Raw genomic sequence first — 15,838 nt, 5'->3', positions numbered from 1 at the left:
CCCTCGCCACAAAGCTCCCTCGCCACAGGCGGTGCTCGGTCAGTTGGTCGCCTGCAACGCCTCAAGCTTCGCCATCACCCCCGCCGCCGTCTGCTCGCCCATCAACTGTTCCCGCACCTTGCCCTTGTTATCAATGATGTAAGTCACTGGCAGCGCTTCACTGCGCGGCAATTCGAAAAGGTCGGCCGGATCCTGGGCCAGCACGGTGAACTTGATCCCCAGTTTCTCACTGGCGCCTTTGAGCTCTTCGCCCTGCACATTGTCGAAGTTGACCCCGAACACGCCGATCTTCTTGCCCTGGAGCTGCTCGGCCAACACATTCAGCTGTGGGATTTCGGTCCGGCACGGGCTGCACCACTCGGCCCAGTAATTGAGCACCAGCCATTGTTTGTCCAGACGCTCGGCAGCGACCTTGTGACCATTCTGGTCGATGCCATAGTCGTTGCCACAGCCCCCCAGCAATAACGCCCCCATGATCGCCAATGCTGCTGCCAGTCGCCTTGTCATGTCTCAATCCTTGTCAAAAATAGAATGCACCTGCGACCCATCGCCTCCCAAGGTTCTGGATTACGCGCCGCACAGTTAGAATAGCCGCCACTTTACGCAAGAAGCGACCCGCACATGACCGATCTGACGCTTTATCACAACCCGCGCTGCTCGAAATCCCGCGGTGCGCTCGAACTCATCGAAGCCCGAGGCCTGACGCCAACGGTCGTCCGCTACCTGGAAACACCACTGGACGCCGCGCAAATCCAGAGCCTGTTGAGCAAACTCGGAATCAGCGCCCGGCAATTGCTGCGCACCGGCGAGGACGAGTACAAAACCCTCAACCTGGCCGACAGTAGCTTGAGCGAAGCGCAATTGATCGCCGCTATCGCCGCACACCCGAAACTCATGGAGCGGCCGATTCTCGAAGTCGGCGACAAAGCCATCATCGGCCGTCCGCCGGAGAATGTACTGGAGTTGCTGCCGTGAGCGCGCCGTACATTCTGGTGCTGTATTACAGCCGTAGCGGCTCGACCAATGAAATGGCCCGGCAGATTGCCCGCGGTGTCGAGCAGGCCGGCCTTGAAGCCAGGTTGCGCACGGTGCCAGCGATCTCCACTGAATGCGAAGCCGTGGCGCCGGACATTCCCGATGAAGGCGCGCTGTACGCCAGCCTCGACGATTTGAAGAACTGCGCCGGCCTGGCCCTGGGCAGCCCGACCCGCTTCGGCAACATGGCCGCACCGCTGAAATACTTCCTCGACGGCACCAGCAACCTGTGGCTGACCGGCGCCCTGGTGGGTAAACCGGCCGGGGTCTTCACCTCGACCGCCAGCCTGCACGGCGGCCAGGAAACCACACTGCTGTCGATGATGCTGCCGTTGCTGCACCACGGCATGTTGATCACCGGCCTGCCTTACAGCGAATCGGCGCTGCTGGAAACCCGTGGCGGCGGCACGCCTTACGGCGCCAGTCATCACGCCGGGGCCGATGGCAAAAGCGGTTTGAACGAACATGAAGTCGCATTGTGCCGTGCCTTGGGCCTGCGCCTGGCGAAGACTGCGCAGAAACTGGAGAGCCATCGTGGCTAAGAAGCCTAAGGTGTTGCCTGCCATCGAATGGCTCGAACCGCGTGTACGGGCGATGCGCGTCATCAGCCTGCTGTGCTTTTTCAGCCTGGCGGGGCTGCTTTGCGCCTACTACCTGGTGTTCGCCGACCTGCATGGCGCGCGGCCGTGGGTGATTCTGCTGATCGAACTGGTGCCGCTGTTGTTGCTGGCACCGGGAATGATCGTCGGCAGTGCCCGTGGGCATTCGTGGATGTGTTTTGTGGTGAATCTGTATTTCATCAAGGGCGCATTGGCCGCCTATGACCCGAACCGGCAGCTGTTCGGTTTGCTGGAGATGGGCGCGAGCCTGGCTGTGTTCTGCTCGGCGATGCTGTATGTGCGGTGGCGGTATCAGTTGAACCGCAAGTTGGCGGGGGAAGGCGAGATTGCCCCCGCCTGATAGCCCCGCGGTGATCGTTCCTACGCTCTGCGTGGGAATGATCATCTTCGTCAGTGGTTAACGGTATACGCCAGCATCATCGAAATCTGGCTCATCGGCCGTCCACCACTCTCTTCGTGCCACTGGTTGAACGCATTCTGCACCGTGGCCAGGTCGCGCAAACTGCTCGGCACCTTGTCGATGATCTGCTGTGCATTCAGCGCTGCCACCACGTCGTAGCTCGGCACGAAGGTGTCCTTGCCGACCATCCGCAAGAATCGCGGCGCCGATAACCCGCCCAACTGATGGCCGTGTTTTTTCAGGTAGGTCCACAAGCCGACGATATCGGTTACCGGCCAGTCGGCGATCAACGCACCGAAACTACCCTTCTCATGGGCCACGTCCAGAATGAACTGTGCATTGCGCGGCACACTCTTGAGCTTGCCCAGGTGGCGGATGATTCGCGCGTCCTGCATCAAGCGCTCCAGATGTTCGGCGCTCATCAGCACGACTTTTTCCGGGTCGAACTTGAAGAACACTTCTTCGAACGCCGGCCACTTGGCATCCACCAGGCTGTGCTTGAGCCCGGCACGGAATACCCGCAATGCCATGGTCGAGAGGTAGCGGTCGTCGCTGATCTTGCGCAATTGCGCCGGGGTCTTGGGAACCGGCAGATGGGCTTCCAGTTCAGCCGCCGAACCGAAGCGGTTCAGACAGTATTCGTGCAGCCACTTGTAATCGCGCATGCCCTCTCCTACGGGATGAAATGAAAACGGCGCCCGCGAGCGCCGTGTGTCTGAGTGACTTGAACCGTCAGAGGTTCACTACGTTGACGAACCGCGATGCGGCGCTTTCGTCGATACGCAGGTTGGTGAAGTCGAACAGGTTGCGGTCCGCCAGTTGCGACGGGATCACGTTCTGCAGGCTGCGGAAAATGCTCTCGGTGCGGCCCGGGGTCTTGCGTTCCCACTCCTGCAGCATCTCTTTAACCACCTGGCGTTGCAGGTTTTCCTGGGAGCCGCAGAGATTGCACGGGATGATCGGGAATTGCTTGAGGTCCGAGTAGGCCTGGATGTCTTTTTCGTTGCAGTAGGCCAGCGGGCGAATCACCACGTTGCGCCCGTCGTCGGCGCGCAGCTTTGGCGGCATGGCCTTGAGCGAACCGTTGAAGAACATGTTCAGGAAGAACGTCTCGACGATGTCGTCACGGTGGTGACCGAGGGCCATTTTGGTCGCGCCGATTTCGTCGGCAAAGGTGTACAGCGTGCCGCGACGCAGGCGCGAGCACAGCGAGCAAGTGGTCTTGCCTTCCGGGATCAGCTCCTTGACCACCGAGTAGGTGTCTTTCTCGACGATGTGGTACTCGATGCCCAGTTCTTTGAGGTAAGCCGGCAGCACGTGCTCGGGGAAGCCTGGCTGCTTCTGGTCCATGTTCACGGCGACGATCTCGAACTTGATCGGGGCGACTTTCTGCAAATGCATCAGCACGTCGAGCATGGTGTAGCTGTCCTTGCCACCGGACAGGCAGACCATGACCTTGTCGCCGTCTTCAATCATGTTGAAATCGGCAACAGCCTCACCGGCCTGGCGGCGCAGGCGCTTTTGCAGTTTGTTCTGGTTGACCGTAAGAGTGCCCATGACGCGAAATCCGTGAGGTGTGACGAAAGGCCGGCATTTTACGCAAAAACCCTGGCGGGGCGAAGCCTGCACTTATATGACTTGAGCATACCCCTGTGGCGAGGGAGCTTGCTCCCGCTCGGCTGCGCAGCAGTCGCAAAACCTGCCGCCGCGGTTTGCCTGACACAACAGGGTGGACTGTTTTGGGGCCGCTTCGCGCCCCAGCGGGAGCAAGCTCCCTCGCCACAGGTTCCATTCGGCACAGACCTTGCGGCGATTAACAAGATTGTTTACAGCGCGATTTGCTCTAAAGCCCTCGCACTATTGCAAGTAACTCCTTTCTATACTGCGACATAAGGTCGCACGCGTATTCAGACCTGTTCTTACCTGGCCACTTTGGCCTGTAAGCGCTCCGCTGGGGGGCGATGGCAACAACAAGAGGAGTGACTGGCATGATCCATCACGTAGTGGGACTCTTTACCCACCCTGACCAGGAATGGAAAGAAATCCGTGGCGACGAGGAAGAAAGCATCAGCCACATGTACCTGACGCACACCCTGATTCTGGCGGCGATCCCTGCCATATCGGCGTTTATCGGCACTACGCAAGTCGGCTGGGTCATCGGTAACCGAGCGCCGGTCATGCTGACTATGGAAAGCGCGCTATGGATGACCATCATGTCGTACCTGGCGATGCTCGGCGGTGTCGCGGTGATGGGCGCCTTCATTCACTGGATGGCCCGTACCTATGACGCCAACCCGAGCCTGGCGCGCTGTATCGCATTCGCCACGTACACCGCCACCCCACTGTTCGTCGGCGGCCTGGCGGCGCTGTACCCGCACTTGTGGCTGGGGATGATCGTCGGCACCGCGGCTGTCTGCTACACGGTGTACCTGCTGTATGTAGGGCTACCAACGTTCATGAACATTCCATCGGACGAAGGCTTCCTGTTTTCGAGCTCGGTGCTCGCCGTAGGACTGGTGGTGCTGGTAGCCATCATGGCGTTTACCGTGATTGTCTGGGGCCTTGGCGTGGGACCGGTCTATACCAACTGACAAACAAGCGCCGACATAAAAACACGCTCCGCCACTACAGGCCGCCGCAAGGCGGCCTTCTAATGCGAGCAACGACCATTCGGCGCCTGAGCGATTCGCAAGCCCTCGGGGTTGCGGCATACTCGACATCCTTGGAGATCCATCAAGCATGCCCGAGCAACTCAATACCCGCGTCGAAGACTGTTTCCTGCAAGCCGAATCCTTTTTCAAACGACCTTTCAAACGCCCCGTGGTGAGCCTCAAGCTGCGCGGGCAAAAAGCCGGTGTCGCGCATTTGCACGAGAACCTGCTGCGCTTCAACCCGCAGCTGTACCGGGAAAACACCGAAGATTTCCTCAAGCAGACCGTGGCGCATGAAGTCGCGCACCTGATCGCCCATCAACTGTTCGGCGACCGCATCCAGCCCCATGGCGAAGAATGGCAATTGATCATGCGCGGCGTCTACGAACTGCCGCCCAATCGCTGCCACACCTATGACGTCAAACGTCGCAGCGTGACCCGCTACATCTACAAATGCCCCTGCGCCGACAGCGATTTCCCGTTTTCGGCCCAGCGTCATAGCCTGGTGCGCCAGGGGCGGCGGTATTTGTGCCGGCGCTGTCGCAGTACGTTGGTGTTCAGCGGGGAAATGCGGGTCGAATAAGTTGAGTTTCGGCCGGGACAGACGCTAGATAACTACCTTGGCCCGCCGCAGCGCTTCAATCCGCTCAACACTAAACCCCAACTCCCCCAACACCTGATCCGTATGCTGACCCAGCCGGGCGCCAATGTGCCGCGGCTCAGGCAACCCCGCTGAAAACTTCAACGGACAGGCCATCTGCGCCTGGGTCGAGCCATCGCCCCGCGGCACCTCAGCCACCAGTTCCCGCGCCTGCAACTGCGGATGCCCGACCGCTTCGCCCAGGCTCAACACCGGCTCGACACACGCATCGGCCCCGGCAAATAGCTCACACAGCCAGGCAAAGTCGTGTTTTTCGAATTCAATGTTCAGCGCATCCTTGAGCGCCCGTTGCCGGGCGGGGTCGGACGACAGTCCCTCGGCCGCCAGTTCCGGACGGCCGAGCACCGTGCACAATTGCTGCATGAACCCCGGTTCCAGACTGCCCACCGACAACCAGCGGCCATCGCGCGACCGGTAGTAATCGTAGAAGCTGCCGCCGTTGAGCATCTGCTCTTCCCTGCCCGGCTCAACGCCGCAGGCCAGGTAGCCGGCACCGGCCATGGCGTTCAGGCTGAAGGCACAGTCAGTCATGCTCACATCCAGATGCTGTCCCTGCCCGGTCTGCTGCCGCGCGATCACCGCTGCCAGCAGCCCGATCACCCCATGCAACGAACCGCCCGCGACATCTGCCACCTGCATACCCAACGGCAACGGGCCGCTGTCGGCGCGGCCGGTGTAGCTCGAAAGGCCCGCCAGCGCCAGGTAGTTGATGTCGTGGCCGGCGCGGTCCTTGTAAGGGCCGGTCTGGCCATAGCCGGTGATCGACACATAAATCAACCGTGGATTGATCGCCTTCAAGGCTTCATACCCCAGGCCCAGCCGTTCCATCACGCCAGGGCGGAACTGCTCCAGCACAATGTCGTAGTCCGCAAGCAATTGCTTGATCACTTCCAGCGCCTCGGGCTGCTTGAGGTCCAGCGCCAGGCTGCGCTTGTTGCGATTGAGGTAGGCGTGGCTGGCCGACACCCCCTGATCATGGGGCGGCAGCACCCGCAGCAAATCCATGCGGGTCGGCGATTCGATGCGCAGCACCTCGGCGCCCATGTCCGCCAACAGCAACGAGGCGAACGGCCCCGGCAACAATGTCGAGAAATCCAGAACCTTGAGTGATGCCAGTGGACCGAGCATGAGCGTTCTCCAGTGCAGTCCCCCAAGCCTAGGCAGCCCGGGACATTGCAGCAATCACCTTATGTGCCAGTGACGCTGACCGTTACGCTCAAATCGCAGGCAACAAAAAACCCGCCGAAGCGGGTTTTTCATTACAACAAGGCTTACTTGGCGTTCGTCGGGGTTGCCCCTTCGACGTGGCCCAAAACATCATCTTTAGGCTCGTCGGCAATGCCGCGACCGCCCGAGGCCAGCTCGGATTGCAGCACGTCGGTGTCGAGTTCCTTGACCCACTTGGCCACAACAATGGTGGCAACCGCGTTACCGATCAGGTTGGTCAACGCGCGGGCTTCGGACATGAAACGGTCGATACCCAGGATCAGCGCCAGGCCGGCAACCGGCAGGTGGCCAACAGCGGACAAGGTAGCGGCCAGTACGATGAAGCCACTACCGGTCACGCCAGCAGCGCCTTTGGAGGACAGCAGCAACACCACCAGCAGAGTGATCTGGTGAGTGATGTCCATGTGGGTGTCGGTTGCCTGAGCAATGAACACTGCCGCCATGGTCAGGTAGATCGCCGTACCGTCGAGGTTGAACGAGTAGCCGGTCGGGATCACCAGACCTACCACGGATTTCTGCGCACCCAGACGCTCCATTTTGATCAGCATGCGTGGCAGTACCGACTCCGAAGAGGAAGTACCCAGTACGATCAGCAGTTCTTCACGGATGTAGCGGATCACTTTCAGCACGCTGAAGCCATGAGCGCGAGCGATACCACCCAGCACCACCAGAATGAACAGCAGGCAGGTGATGTAGAAGCAAGCCATCAACTGACCGAGTTGCACCAGCGAGCCCACACCGTAGGCACCGATGGTGAACGCCATGGCGCCCAAGGCACCGAGTGGCGCGAGCTTCATGATCATGTTGATGATGTTGAACATCACGTGGGCGAACCGATCGATGAAGTCCAGGATCGGCTTGCCGTAGGCACCCAGGCGATGCAGGGCGAAACCGAAGATCACCGAGAACATCAGTACTTGCAGGATATCGCCCGTGGCGAACGCACCAATGATGGTGGTCGGGATGACGTTAAGCAGGAAGCCAACGACGCTTTGATCCGCACCGGCAGCCACGTAGGTTGCGATTTTGGAGGCATCCAGCGTGGTGACATCGATGTGCATGCCGTTACCCGGCTGCACGATGTTGACCACCACCAGACCGACCAGCAGTGCAATGGTCGAAACGATTTCGAAATACAGCAGCGCGTAACCGCCGGTCTTGCCGACCGACTTCATGTTCTGCATGCCCGCGATACCGCTGACGACGGTGCAGAAAATGATGGGAGCGATGATCATTTTGATCAGTTTGATGAACCCGTCACCCAACGGCTTGAGGGCTACACCGGTCTGCGGGTAGAAGTGACCGAGCAGGATGCCGATGGCGATGGCAACGATCACCTGGAAATACAGGGATTTGTACAGTGGCTGACGAGTCGTCATTGCAAAGTTCCTCAAGAGCGCCCGGTGACAACATCCATCTGTTGCCCAAGACACTTCAATTGCGAACCCTCCTGCACTGGAGGGATTTGTTTTGTCGAGCTGCGCAACGGCAGGCATCTGCTGGTTGTATTGCAAGGCCCGTGCCACATTCGCCAAAAAGCCTGCGAGCCTTTTGACATCAAGGGTTACAGGTTTCTTTTGGTCACCAACCAGTTACCACTATGTGGCGGATTTCCGCCAACCCACCTGACCTCGTCCTGCAATTTGGCGGATATCCGCCTTGTTCATCGTCGATGGGCACCGCTACCATCCATTGCTCAGTGGACGGACCTGCCCCATGCGTGAACGCACCATCGCCAGCCATTTCGCCCGTGCCGCCCTCGGCGGCGCGCGCCGACGTGGCTACGACTATTCGAGCCTGCTGCTGCAACTGGGGATCAGCCCCGAGTTGCTTGAAGAACCGCGCGCCCGAATCGCGCCTGAACAGTTCACCCGGTTGATCCAGGGATTGTGGCTGGCCCTGGACGACGAATACCTGGGCTTCGGGCAGGCCCCGAGCAAACCCGGCAGCTTCGCGATGATGTGCCACGCGGTGATCCACTGCCGCACGCTGGAGAAAGCACTCAATCGCGGCCTGTTGTTTTACAGCCTGTTTCCCGGGGCGCCGCGTCTGACCTTGAGCCGCGAAGGCGAGATGATTCGCCTGAGCCTCGACGATTCGCCGCTGTGGGACCCGGACCACTTCCTCAGCGAAAGCCTGCTGGTGATCTGGCATCGGTTCGGCAGCTGGCTGATCGGCCAGCGCATTCGTCTGGAACACGCCACATTCAGCTACCCGAGGCCCGAGCACGGGGCCGAATACGACTTGCTGTTTTCCTGCCCGCTAACGTTCGATACTACTCAGAGTAGCCTGCTGTTCCACAGCCGCTACCTGAACATGCCGCTGTTGCAGGACGAACGAACCCTCAAGCACTTTCTCGAGCGCTCCCCCGCCGACCTGCTGTCACGCCCCGACGAAGGCGACAGCCTGAGCAGCCAATTGCGGCGCTTGCTCAGCCGCGACAGTGCACGCTGGCTGGACCTGGAAGCAGTGGCGGCGCACCTGCACATCAGCCCGCAAACCTTGCGTCGGCATTTGCGTGAGGAAGGCACGAGTTTTCAGGAATTGAAGGATCAGTTACGCCGGGACATCGCGATTTATCACCTGGGGCGGGCGGATCTATCGTTGCAACAGATTGCCGAGCAGTTGGGGTTTTCAGAACCTTCGGCGTTTCATCGGGCGTTCAAGAAGTGGACGGGTTTGACGCCGGGGGCCTATCGGGCGCAGGAGAACTGATTTCACAACTTTGCAGGCAGCCATGCTGTTGTGGCGAGGGAGCTTGCTCCCGCTCGGCTGCGAAGCGACCCCAAAATCTGCAACCGCAGGTTTCAGGTACACCGCATACACCGGTTTTGCGACTGCTGCGCAGCCGAGCGGGACGGTGCGGCGATCCGACAAGCTCCCTCGCCACAATAAGTGCTCTCACCACAGACTTTCGTCAGCCTTGCGGATCAAGGTTATCCAGCACCCGGTTGACGGCCAGCTCACCGAGCATGACCACCGATTGAATCCCCAGCATCATGTTGCGATGGGGCATGTCCATCAACCCGGCGAACTCACAGAGCATCCCGCTGGCTGACGCCCGGGATTCGCAGGCGTTGACCAGCAGGGTTTCGTTATCAAAAAGAGGTGGCAGCTGTACCCTGGTTAGCAGACCAGGACTCTAGAACCCGGCGCACCGAAGTGCCTTATCTACCTCACCTCGAATTTGTCGACGTACATGTCATCTCTATTACGAATAATGATTGATTTTATTCTGCTCTTGCCTGGCGCACTGAAACTGACATAGGCGTATTGGTAGAGACTCGTATAAGGCAATGGCATCGTGCCAATGACATTGCCTCGTTCATCCATATAAACGACTGCATTCTCTTCGTGCAACTGGTGCGAAACGAACAAAAAGCTGACATGACTGGCTAAACCCGGAAGGGTGATTTCAACCGTTCCTAGCATGTTCAGCGTGACGCGTCCGAGTAGCGACGTGTAGTTTCTGTCGGTGGTATGAACATTCGTCAAATGAACAATTCCGCCCAGTGACTTTAGCGTTATTCCACTTGCAAACTTATGTACGGAGCCGGGGTTAAAACCAATCAGAGGTGAACTTTCGAAGTCTTCAGAGCCGGCATACGATCGAAGGCTGACGATGTAGTTAACGTCCTTGAAGACAACGGTATGGCCGCCGACTGTTACCTCGACCTTGAGTGTTATTTCGGCATTATCAAATAACGCATCGAGCCATGGACGCGATATTGCCTGGGTCAATCCGTTTGTCACGTCCTGTTCTGTTATACGGTGGTTCTGCAAAACCGGAAGCGGTGCATGATTTCTATCCACGACCGTTACATTAATGCTCTGCCCGATCGCTATAAATACCCATGGGAGAAGTCGGACGGTACCATCGAGATCAAAATCATCGAGATTTAGTCCACCCGCCTTCGCCTGCAGAATTTCCGCTACCGGCAAACGGGCATCGCCGTCCTCAATCCGTGCAACAGTCACCAGCAACGACCCTGACCGGGCAATCTCCTTGCCGCCCCGAATCAACACCCAGCGAAACCTCAGTTGGCTCCCTTGCCGCTCCGCAAGAAATGCCTGGGTCAGGACGGTGTTCGTCCGCTTGTTCGTGTTGAAAGCCACCACTGGAAATGGCGTGGCACCGGCCGGCGGGTTGATTTCGATCAACTGAGCCTTGTCACCGGCACGGGCGTCCAGATACTCGATACGCACGGTGACACCATTCGAATAAAGCCATAAGTCGATGGGACTGACGGCCGGTGCAACCAGTTTCGGCGGTAATAACTTGATGGTGCCTTCGCCAATGACCTGCGCCTCGGCCACTTTGGAAACACCGATAACCTTGCCCCCGCGGATCTGCTCAAAACGAACACTCACAATACTGTCGACAATAACCTTGTCATTGGGAATGTCCCAAGCGAATTGCCCCGGTACCTGCGTGATCGGCAGCGTTGCTTCATGGCTGGCAACCGGACTGCCATTCACCAGCGCGGTGAACATCAGATGGATCTCATCACCCACGTCCCAGATCGCATCGATCAGATGAACCAAGGCCCACAACGGCCCCCCCTTCAACTTGTCCAGATCGACGATGGTCGGGTCGTCATTGTTCTCAGTCAGGATTTCTCGAAGGATCGGCATCTCCAGTTCTTTACGATCGAGGTGGACATCGATCAGGCAAGGCACCGACCAATGATCCCGTGCATCGAACTGCCCCAGATGCGTCGTGCCCGAGAAGTTGTTCGTCTGGCTGATGACGTTGTACCTGATCGGGAACTGCGAGTTATTCGGGTCGTTCGCGAAATGCTGGGTGTACAGGGTAAGAACCAGCGGCTTTGTCAGGTCGGGGACGGGATCCAGCGGCGTCGGTTCGATCCGGTGGGTCAGCGGGACGCCACCGCAATCGACGGTCACCAGGTCATAAAGATGCTTATGGGGCCAATCCAGGGTCAGGATCACACCCTGCGCCGCCTGCGCGGCATCCACGCTGGTCGGGCTGACGCTGATGCCCAGTGCAGAATGCCCCCCGCCCACGACCGGGTCATCGCCGCCCGGCGCGTAGACGAAGTAGAGCACTTTCAACTCCTGCGACTTTTCGATGTTGCCAGAAAGACGCTCGACCGTGCAGTAGAAGGTGTTGACGCCCTCCACCAGTAGGCCCATCGGCAGGCGCAACTCCACCGCTGCGCTGGAATCCATGACGATTTCGCTGGCAACCGGGTTGGAGTTGTCATTCACGTATAGATTTACGGTTTCATACTTAGCCTGCTCAAGCCAAGTCCCCAACAGCACCAGTACACCCTTCGAATCCCTGTAGTGATTAACGATGGACAGCCCGATATGCGCCTCCGGATGAGAGATCAGGTCAGTCTTCAGCAGAATATGCGGACGTGTGACGGTGAAAACGTCAATCGAAACCGGGACAGGACTGTTCATGGCGCAGTGCTCGCTATGTGATGGAGGGTCTGCGCAATCAGAACGCGGTAGTAGCGGAACTCGCTACTGTCAGATCTGACAGTAGCGACGAGCGGTCGGCAGAATGAATACCGTCGTTGGCTTATCCAAGCAAAAAAACGGCCCTCTCAGGTCGTTTCTCATTTTGCTCATGCACAGATGCTGTTGTGGCGAGGGAGCTTGTCGGATCGCCGCACCGTCCCGCTAGGTTGCGAAGCGGTCCCAAAATCTGCAATCGCAGGTTTTCAGGTACACCGCATACACCGGTTTTGCGACTGCTGCGCCCGGACGCGGATCGGCCGGCGGGAGCAAGCTCCCTCGCCACAATGGATCAATCAGTTCTGAGGATCGAGGTTATCCAGCACCCGGTTGACGGCCAGCTCACCGAGCATGACCACCGATTGAATCCCCAACATCATGTTGCGATGGGGCATGTCCATCAACCCGGCGAACTCACTGAGCATCACGCTCGCCGATGCCAGGGATTCGCAGGCGTTGACCAGCAGGGTTTCGTTATCGACCTTCGCACCGACATGGTAAATGGTGCTGGGTTTGCGCTTGGTGTCTTTGGGAGTGGGTGGTTTGAGGTAGTGGTCGAGGGCGCGGTCGGCGGCTTCGTGGAGTTTTTTGGAATCGAGGGATTCGTAGGGGGAGACGTCGTCGGGTGCTGGTGGATTAGGTGTTGGTTTGAACATGGATAAAGCCTCCTAGAGTCATGGAGCCGCCACTGTTCGCTGCGAGACGAAAGAAGGTGGCAGCTATACGCGGGTCGCAGACCGGGACTCTAGAACCGGCAGACCCGAAGGTCTCCCACGTACAGCCGCCATAATGTGAACGGAGGATGTTGTGCGTCTAGAGATACACGGGCTGCGAGACCCGATCGCTGATTCGTCAACGACAGGGAAACGATATAGCCCACGCCCCAGGCGCACTAGCCGGCGGATTCTGGCGTAGTCGTAGGCAGCGGCGCAAGGATGTGTAGGTTGGGTGAGTTTCTGGAAGTGTCGTTTAAACATCGCCGTTTAAGATCTTTTCGGCCAAGCCCCTACATCAAACCACCGGAAAATGAATCCGGAACGCCGCGCCGCCCATCGGCGAATCCCCCAGCGTCAACTTGGCGCTGTAGCTTTCGATGATGTCCTTGACCACCGCCAAGCCAATCCCCTGCCCCGGATGCTGGCGGTCCAGCCGCTCGCCGCGCTCGAGAATCCGTGCGCGTTGGTCCGGTGGTACACCGGGGCCATCGTCTTCAATGCAAAGCTCAATGCTACTGAGGGTTTCGCGCACGCTGATGCGTACTTCGTTCAGGCACAGGCGATAGGCGTTTTCCAGCAGGTTGCCCATCATTTCCAGCAAGGCGCCCTGCTCGATCGGCACGTAGCACTGATCCGGCAGATCGAAGGCGACCCGCACGCGTTTGTCGCGGTAGACCTTGTCCAGGGTGTCGCAGAGGCTTTGCAGCACCGGGCGCAGGCGTACCTGATGGCGCACCAGGCCGCTTTTGCGCAGGCTGGCCCGTTGCAGTTGATAGCTGATCTGCTGGCTCATGCGTTCGATCTGGGTTTGTAGCACCCAGGCCTGATCGCGCTCTTGCGGCTTTTGCGCCATGTCTTCGCTGACCCCTTGCAACACCGCCAGCGGAGTTTTCAGGCTGTGGGCCAGGTCGTCGAGGGAGTCGCGGTAACGGCTGCGCTGTTCACGCTCGCTGTGCAGCAAACGGTTGAGCGAGCCGGTCAGGCGCAGCAGTTCGCGCGGGTGTTGTTCGCTGAGGCTTTCGCGGGTGCCGCTTTCGATCTGGTCCAGCTCCTGGCTCAGCCGGCTCAACGCCTGCAAGCCCCAGGTCAGGCCGACCCAGAGCAAGACGAGCAACACCAGCAACGCGGCACCGAAGCCCAGGTAGAGGTTTTCCCGCAGGCCTTCGAGGGTGACTTCGTATTCGCGCACCGGTTGCAGCGCGACGATGCTGAACGCCGCGCTTTTGCCGCCGAGCAGCTTGACCTCGACGTCATAGACGAAAAACTCTTCACCATTGGCTTCGCGAATCCTCGCGAACTCGTTTCCGCGCCCGTCGTAACGCGGCTTGTAGTTGATGTTCTCTTCCTGGGTGGCCCTCGAGCGCCAGACCAAGTGACCTTCGCGGTCATAGATGTAGCCGAGCAAACGGCTGTCGGTGAGGTTGAAACGCTCATCGGGTAACTGCGCCGGCATCTGCAAGCGGTTGTTATCCACCCGGGCGGCGGAGATCAGCGTGGTGACGTCCGACGCCAGGCGCTGCTCGATGGAGTCCTGCAACGCCAGGCTGAACGCGCCCTGCATCGCCGGCAGTAACGCCAGCATGAACAACACCGCCAGGGTGGTGGCGGCGAGCATCAAGCGGACACGAAGGGAACGAATCAAGTGCAGCGCTCATTGAACAGGTAGCCGAGGCCACGCACGGTATCGATCGGCTTGAACCCGGCCGGGCCTTCGAGTTTGCGACGCAAGCGGCCGACCAGCACTTCGATCACATTTGGATCGCGCTCGTCGTCATCCGGGTAGAGCTGCTCCATCAAGCGGTCCTTGGCCACCACTTGCTGGTGATGGCGCATCAGGTATTCGAGGATCCGATATTCGTAGGCGGTCAGCGCCAGTGGCTGGTCATCGAGGGACGCTTGTTTGCGATTGAGGTCCAGCAGCAAGGGACCGGCGACGATGGTCGACTGGGTGAAACCGCTGGAGCGCCGCAGCAAGGCATTGAGCCGGGCATCCAGCTCTTCGAACTGGAACGGCTTGACCACGTAGTCGTCGGCACCGGCGGCGAGGCCTTCGACCTTGTCTTGCCAGTTGCCGCGCGCGGTGAGGATCAGGATCGGAAACGTCTTGCCCTGGGAGCGCAGCTGACGAATCAGGTCGAGCCCGCCCATGCCCGGCAAACCGAGGTCGATCACCGCCAGGTCATGGTTGAACTGCTCGGCCTGATGCAACGCATCGATGGCGTTGGCCACGGCCTCGACCACGTGGCCGCTGTCCGTCAAACGGGTCTGCAGGTGATGGCGCAACAGCGCTTCATCTTCGACAACCAGCAATTTCATAAGGCTCTCCGGGGCAAATCAACATCTCCAAAGGTCAGTCAAGCCTGCTCCCACAGGTTGCGAGGCTTAACTGACTGGCAACCAAACGCTGTTTAGAAAGCGTAGTTGGCGGACAAGTACGTCTGGGCGCTGCTGGTCAAGTCCAGCGACCCCTGTTTGCTGCCGCCGCGCTCGCTCATCTCGGTGCTGGCGTTGCTACGCAGGTAACGGTAACCCAGCTCGACCGAGGTGTTTTGCGAAACTTGCTGCAACACGCCGAGCTGGCCGCCAATGGCGTAACCGATGTCGCTGTCGCGGCTGAAGCCTGGCGATTCCTGGGTCATTTTGGTCAAACCGGCCGTGGCACCGCCGAACAGTTTGGTGCTGCCACCCACTGGGTAAAACAGATCGTAGCTGCCCAGCAGGTTTTCCTGACGCAGTTTAATGCCATTATGCGAGCCCGACACGTTGTCGTAAGTGGCGTAGTAGCGGCCCTGGCTGTCTTGCTGGCCCACACGCAAACCCCAGGTGTTGTCCTTGCCGATCACACCGTCGGCGTTCGGGTGGTTGAGGTTGTCGTTCAGGGCACTGGATTTTTTAACCTTGTCGCTGGTCTGGCCAAAGGTCAGCCCGGCAAAATTGGTGGTGTCGGCGTGGGCGGCAACACTGGCGCCCATCACGGTGAAAGCCAGCAGCAGCTTTTTCAAAGTAGTCATTGGGGAATTTCCTCATGCGCTATGTGCTTT

The 15,838-nt window shown here is 59.1% G+C and carries 16 protein-coding genes and 1 pseudogene; 6 read left to right on the top strand and 11 right to left on the bottom strand.

Features of this window, described 5'->3' with window-relative positions; genetic code table 11:
* Positions 1 to 39: 39 nt before the first annotated feature.
* The gene (locus tag FFH90_RS08175; RefSeq protein ID WP_018926300.1) at positions 40 to 507 is read right to left on the bottom strand and encodes a TlpA disulfide reductase family protein; all 468 of its coding nucleotides are present in this window, start codon (positions 505 to 507) and stop codon (positions 40 to 42) included.
* A gap of 114 nt (positions 508 to 621) precedes the next feature.
* On the opposite strand from FFH90_RS08175, the gene arsC reads away from it, so the two are divergent.
* Genes arsC through FFH90_RS08160 form a run of 3 tightly spaced genes read left to right on the top strand, consistent with a single transcriptional unit; the run spans position 622 to position 1,995 of the window.
* The gene (arsC, locus tag FFH90_RS08170) at positions 622 to 975 is read left to right on the top strand and encodes an arsenate reductase (glutaredoxin) (RefSeq protein WP_018926301.1); all 354 of its coding nucleotides are present in this window, start codon (positions 622 to 624) and stop codon (positions 973 to 975) included.
* On the top strand, positions 972 to 1,577 hold the full coding sequence (gene wrbA / locus FFH90_RS08165) for an NAD(P)H:quinone oxidoreductase (RefSeq protein ID WP_018926302.1): 606 nt from the start codon (positions 972 to 974) through the stop codon (positions 1,575 to 1,577). The genes arsC and wrbA overlap by 4 nt, the downstream gene beginning before the upstream one ends.
* Positions 1,570 to 1,995, top strand: coding sequence for a DUF2069 domain-containing protein (locus tag FFH90_RS08160; protein WP_138866971.1), 426 nt, complete (start codon positions 1,570 to 1,572; stop codon positions 1,993 to 1,995). The genes wrbA and FFH90_RS08160 overlap by 8 nt, the downstream gene beginning before the upstream one ends.
* 50 nt (positions 1,996 to 2,045) lie before the next feature.
* On the opposite strand, the gene FFH90_RS08155 is transcribed toward FFH90_RS08160, so the two are convergent.
* Both FFH90_RS08155 and ttcA read right to left on the bottom strand, forming a co-directional pair.
* Entirely contained in the window at positions 2,046 to 2,720 is a 675-nt protein-coding gene (locus FFH90_RS08155) for a DNA-3-methyladenine glycosylase I (protein WP_007937540.1), read from the bottom strand.
* Positions 2,721 to 2,787: 67 nt separating this feature from the next.
* Positions 2,788 to 3,612 (bottom strand): tRNA 2-thiocytidine(32) synthetase TtcA, encoded by an 825-nt coding sequence (gene ttcA, locus FFH90_RS08150; RefSeq protein WP_007937538.1) that lies wholly within the window; start codon positions 3,610 to 3,612, stop codon positions 2,788 to 2,790.
* A gap of 431 nt (positions 3,613 to 4,043) precedes the next feature.
* Here ttcA and FFH90_RS08140 point away from each other — a divergent pair, with 431 nt between their 5' ends.
* The gene (locus tag FFH90_RS08140; RefSeq protein WP_018926304.1) at positions 4,044 to 4,646 is read left to right on the top strand and encodes a Yip1 family protein; all 603 of its coding nucleotides are present in this window, start codon (positions 4,044 to 4,046) and stop codon (positions 4,644 to 4,646) included.
* A gap of 148 nt (positions 4,647 to 4,794) precedes the next feature.
* The gene (locus tag FFH90_RS08135; protein ID WP_007937535.1) at positions 4,795 to 5,289 is read left to right on the top strand and encodes a SprT family zinc-dependent metalloprotease; all 495 of its coding nucleotides are present in this window, start codon (positions 4,795 to 4,797) and stop codon (positions 5,287 to 5,289) included.
* A 24-nt stretch (positions 5,290 to 5,313) separates the two neighbouring features.
* On the opposite strand, the gene FFH90_RS08130 is transcribed toward FFH90_RS08135, so the two are convergent.
* Together FFH90_RS08130 and FFH90_RS08125 are read right to left on the bottom strand one after the other, a co-directional pair.
* The gene (locus FFH90_RS08130; RefSeq protein ID WP_138866970.1) at positions 5,314 to 6,495 is read right to left on the bottom strand and encodes a CaiB/BaiF CoA-transferase family protein; all 1,182 of its coding nucleotides are present in this window, start codon (positions 6,493 to 6,495) and stop codon (positions 5,314 to 5,316) included.
* Between the two features lie 143 nt (positions 6,496 to 6,638).
* A complete protein-coding gene (locus FFH90_RS08125; RefSeq protein ID WP_111455173.1) occupies positions 6,639 to 7,973 on the bottom strand; it encodes a dicarboxylate/amino acid:cation symporter in 1,335 nt (444 codons plus the stop codon).
* A 337-nt stretch (positions 7,974 to 8,310) separates the two neighbouring features.
* Here FFH90_RS08125 and FFH90_RS08120 point away from each other — a divergent pair, with 337 nt between their 5' ends.
* Positions 8,311 to 9,309 (top strand): AraC family transcriptional regulator, encoded by a 999-nt coding sequence (locus tag FFH90_RS08120; protein WP_138866969.1) that lies wholly within the window; start codon positions 8,311 to 8,313, stop codon positions 9,307 to 9,309.
* A 202-nt stretch (positions 9,310 to 9,511) separates the two neighbouring features.
* On the opposite strand, the pseudogene FFH90_RS08115 reads toward FFH90_RS08120, so the two are convergent.
* From FFH90_RS08115 to FFH90_RS08090, 6 genes and pseudogenes are all read right to left on the bottom strand, one after another.
* Positions 9,512 to 9,694: pseudogene (locus tag FFH90_RS08115) on the bottom strand (DUF6124 family protein); the annotation flags it as partial.
* 71 nt (positions 9,695 to 9,765) lie between these two features.
* A complete protein-coding gene (locus tag FFH90_RS08110) occupies positions 9,766 to 12,024 on the bottom strand; it encodes a hypothetical protein (protein WP_178114242.1) in 2,259 nt (752 codons plus the stop codon).
* 353 nt (positions 12,025 to 12,377) lie between these two features.
* Complete coding sequence (locus FFH90_RS08105) at positions 12,378 to 12,737, bottom strand: DUF6124 family protein (RefSeq protein ID WP_138866968.1); 360 nt, start codon at positions 12,735 to 12,737, stop codon at positions 12,378 to 12,380.
* A 355-nt stretch (positions 12,738 to 13,092) separates the two neighbouring features.
* Complete coding sequence (locus FFH90_RS08100; protein ID WP_064616500.1) at positions 13,093 to 14,439, bottom strand: ATP-binding protein; 1,347 nt, start codon at positions 14,437 to 14,439, stop codon at positions 13,093 to 13,095.
* Positions 14,436 to 15,113 carry a response regulator transcription factor gene (locus FFH90_RS08095; protein WP_018926312.1) on the bottom strand — a complete coding sequence of 226 codons (678 nt, stop codon included), beginning with the start codon at positions 15,111 to 15,113 and terminating at the stop codon, positions 14,436 to 14,438. Before FFH90_RS08095 ends, FFH90_RS08100 begins: the two co-directional genes overlap by 4 nt.
* A 92-nt stretch (positions 15,114 to 15,205) precedes the next feature.
* The gene (locus FFH90_RS08090; protein ID WP_086944560.1) at positions 15,206 to 15,808 is read right to left on the bottom strand and encodes a hypothetical protein; all 603 of its coding nucleotides are present in this window, start codon (positions 15,806 to 15,808) and stop codon (positions 15,206 to 15,208) included.
* Between the last annotated feature and the right edge of the window lie 30 nt (positions 15,809 to 15,838).

This window comes from Pseudomonas sp. ATCC 43928 (assembly GCF_005938665.2).
Lineage (GTDB): Bacteria > Pseudomonadota > Gammaproteobacteria > Pseudomonadales > Pseudomonadaceae > Aquipseudomonas.
Note: the sequence above shows the minus strand (reverse complement) of the source record. Positions and strands in the feature narration are given on the sequence as shown.

Coding starts and splice junctions, on each gene's coding strand:
- FFH90_RS08175 (WP_018926300.1), bottom strand. CDS start 507: ATGACAAGGCGACTGGCAGCAGCATTGGCGATCATGGGGGCGTTATTG.
- arsC (WP_018926301.1), top strand. CDS start 622: ATGACCGATCTGACGCTTTATCACAACCCGCGCTGCTCGAAATCCCGC.
- FFH90_RS08155 (WP_007937540.1), bottom strand. CDS start 2,720: ATGCGCGATTACAAGTGGCTGCACGAATACTGTCTGAACCGCTTCGGT.
- ttcA (WP_007937538.1), bottom strand. CDS start 3,612: ATGGGCACTCTTACGGTCAACCAGAACAAACTGCAAAAGCGCCTGCGC.
- FFH90_RS08140 (WP_018926304.1), top strand. CDS start 4,044: ATGATCCATCACGTAGTGGGACTCTTTACCCACCCTGACCAGGAATGG.
- FFH90_RS08135 (WP_007937535.1), top strand. CDS start 4,795: ATGCCCGAGCAACTCAATACCCGCGTCGAAGACTGTTTCCTGCAAGCC.
- FFH90_RS08130 (WP_138866970.1), bottom strand. CDS start 6,495: ATGCTCGGTCCACTGGCATCACTCAAGGTTCTGGATTTCTCGACATTG.
- FFH90_RS08125 (WP_111455173.1), bottom strand. CDS start 7,973: ATGACGACTCGTCAGCCACTGTACAAATCCCTGTATTTCCAGGTGATC.
- FFH90_RS08120 (WP_138866969.1), top strand. CDS start 8,311: ATGCGTGAACGCACCATCGCCAGCCATTTCGCCCGTGCCGCCCTCGGC.
- FFH90_RS08110 (WP_178114242.1), bottom strand. CDS start 12,024: ATGAACAGTCCTGTCCCGGTTTCGATTGACGTTTTCACCGTCACACGT.
- FFH90_RS08105 (WP_138866968.1), bottom strand. CDS start 12,737: ATGTTCAAACCAACACCTAATCCACCAGCACCCGACGACGTCTCCCCC.
- FFH90_RS08095 (WP_018926312.1), bottom strand. CDS start 15,113: ATGAAATTGCTGGTTGTCGAAGATGAAGCGCTGTTGCGCCATCACCTG.
- FFH90_RS08090 (WP_086944560.1), bottom strand. CDS start 15,808: ATGACTACTTTGAAAAAGCTGCTGCTGGCTTTCACCGTGATGGGCGCC.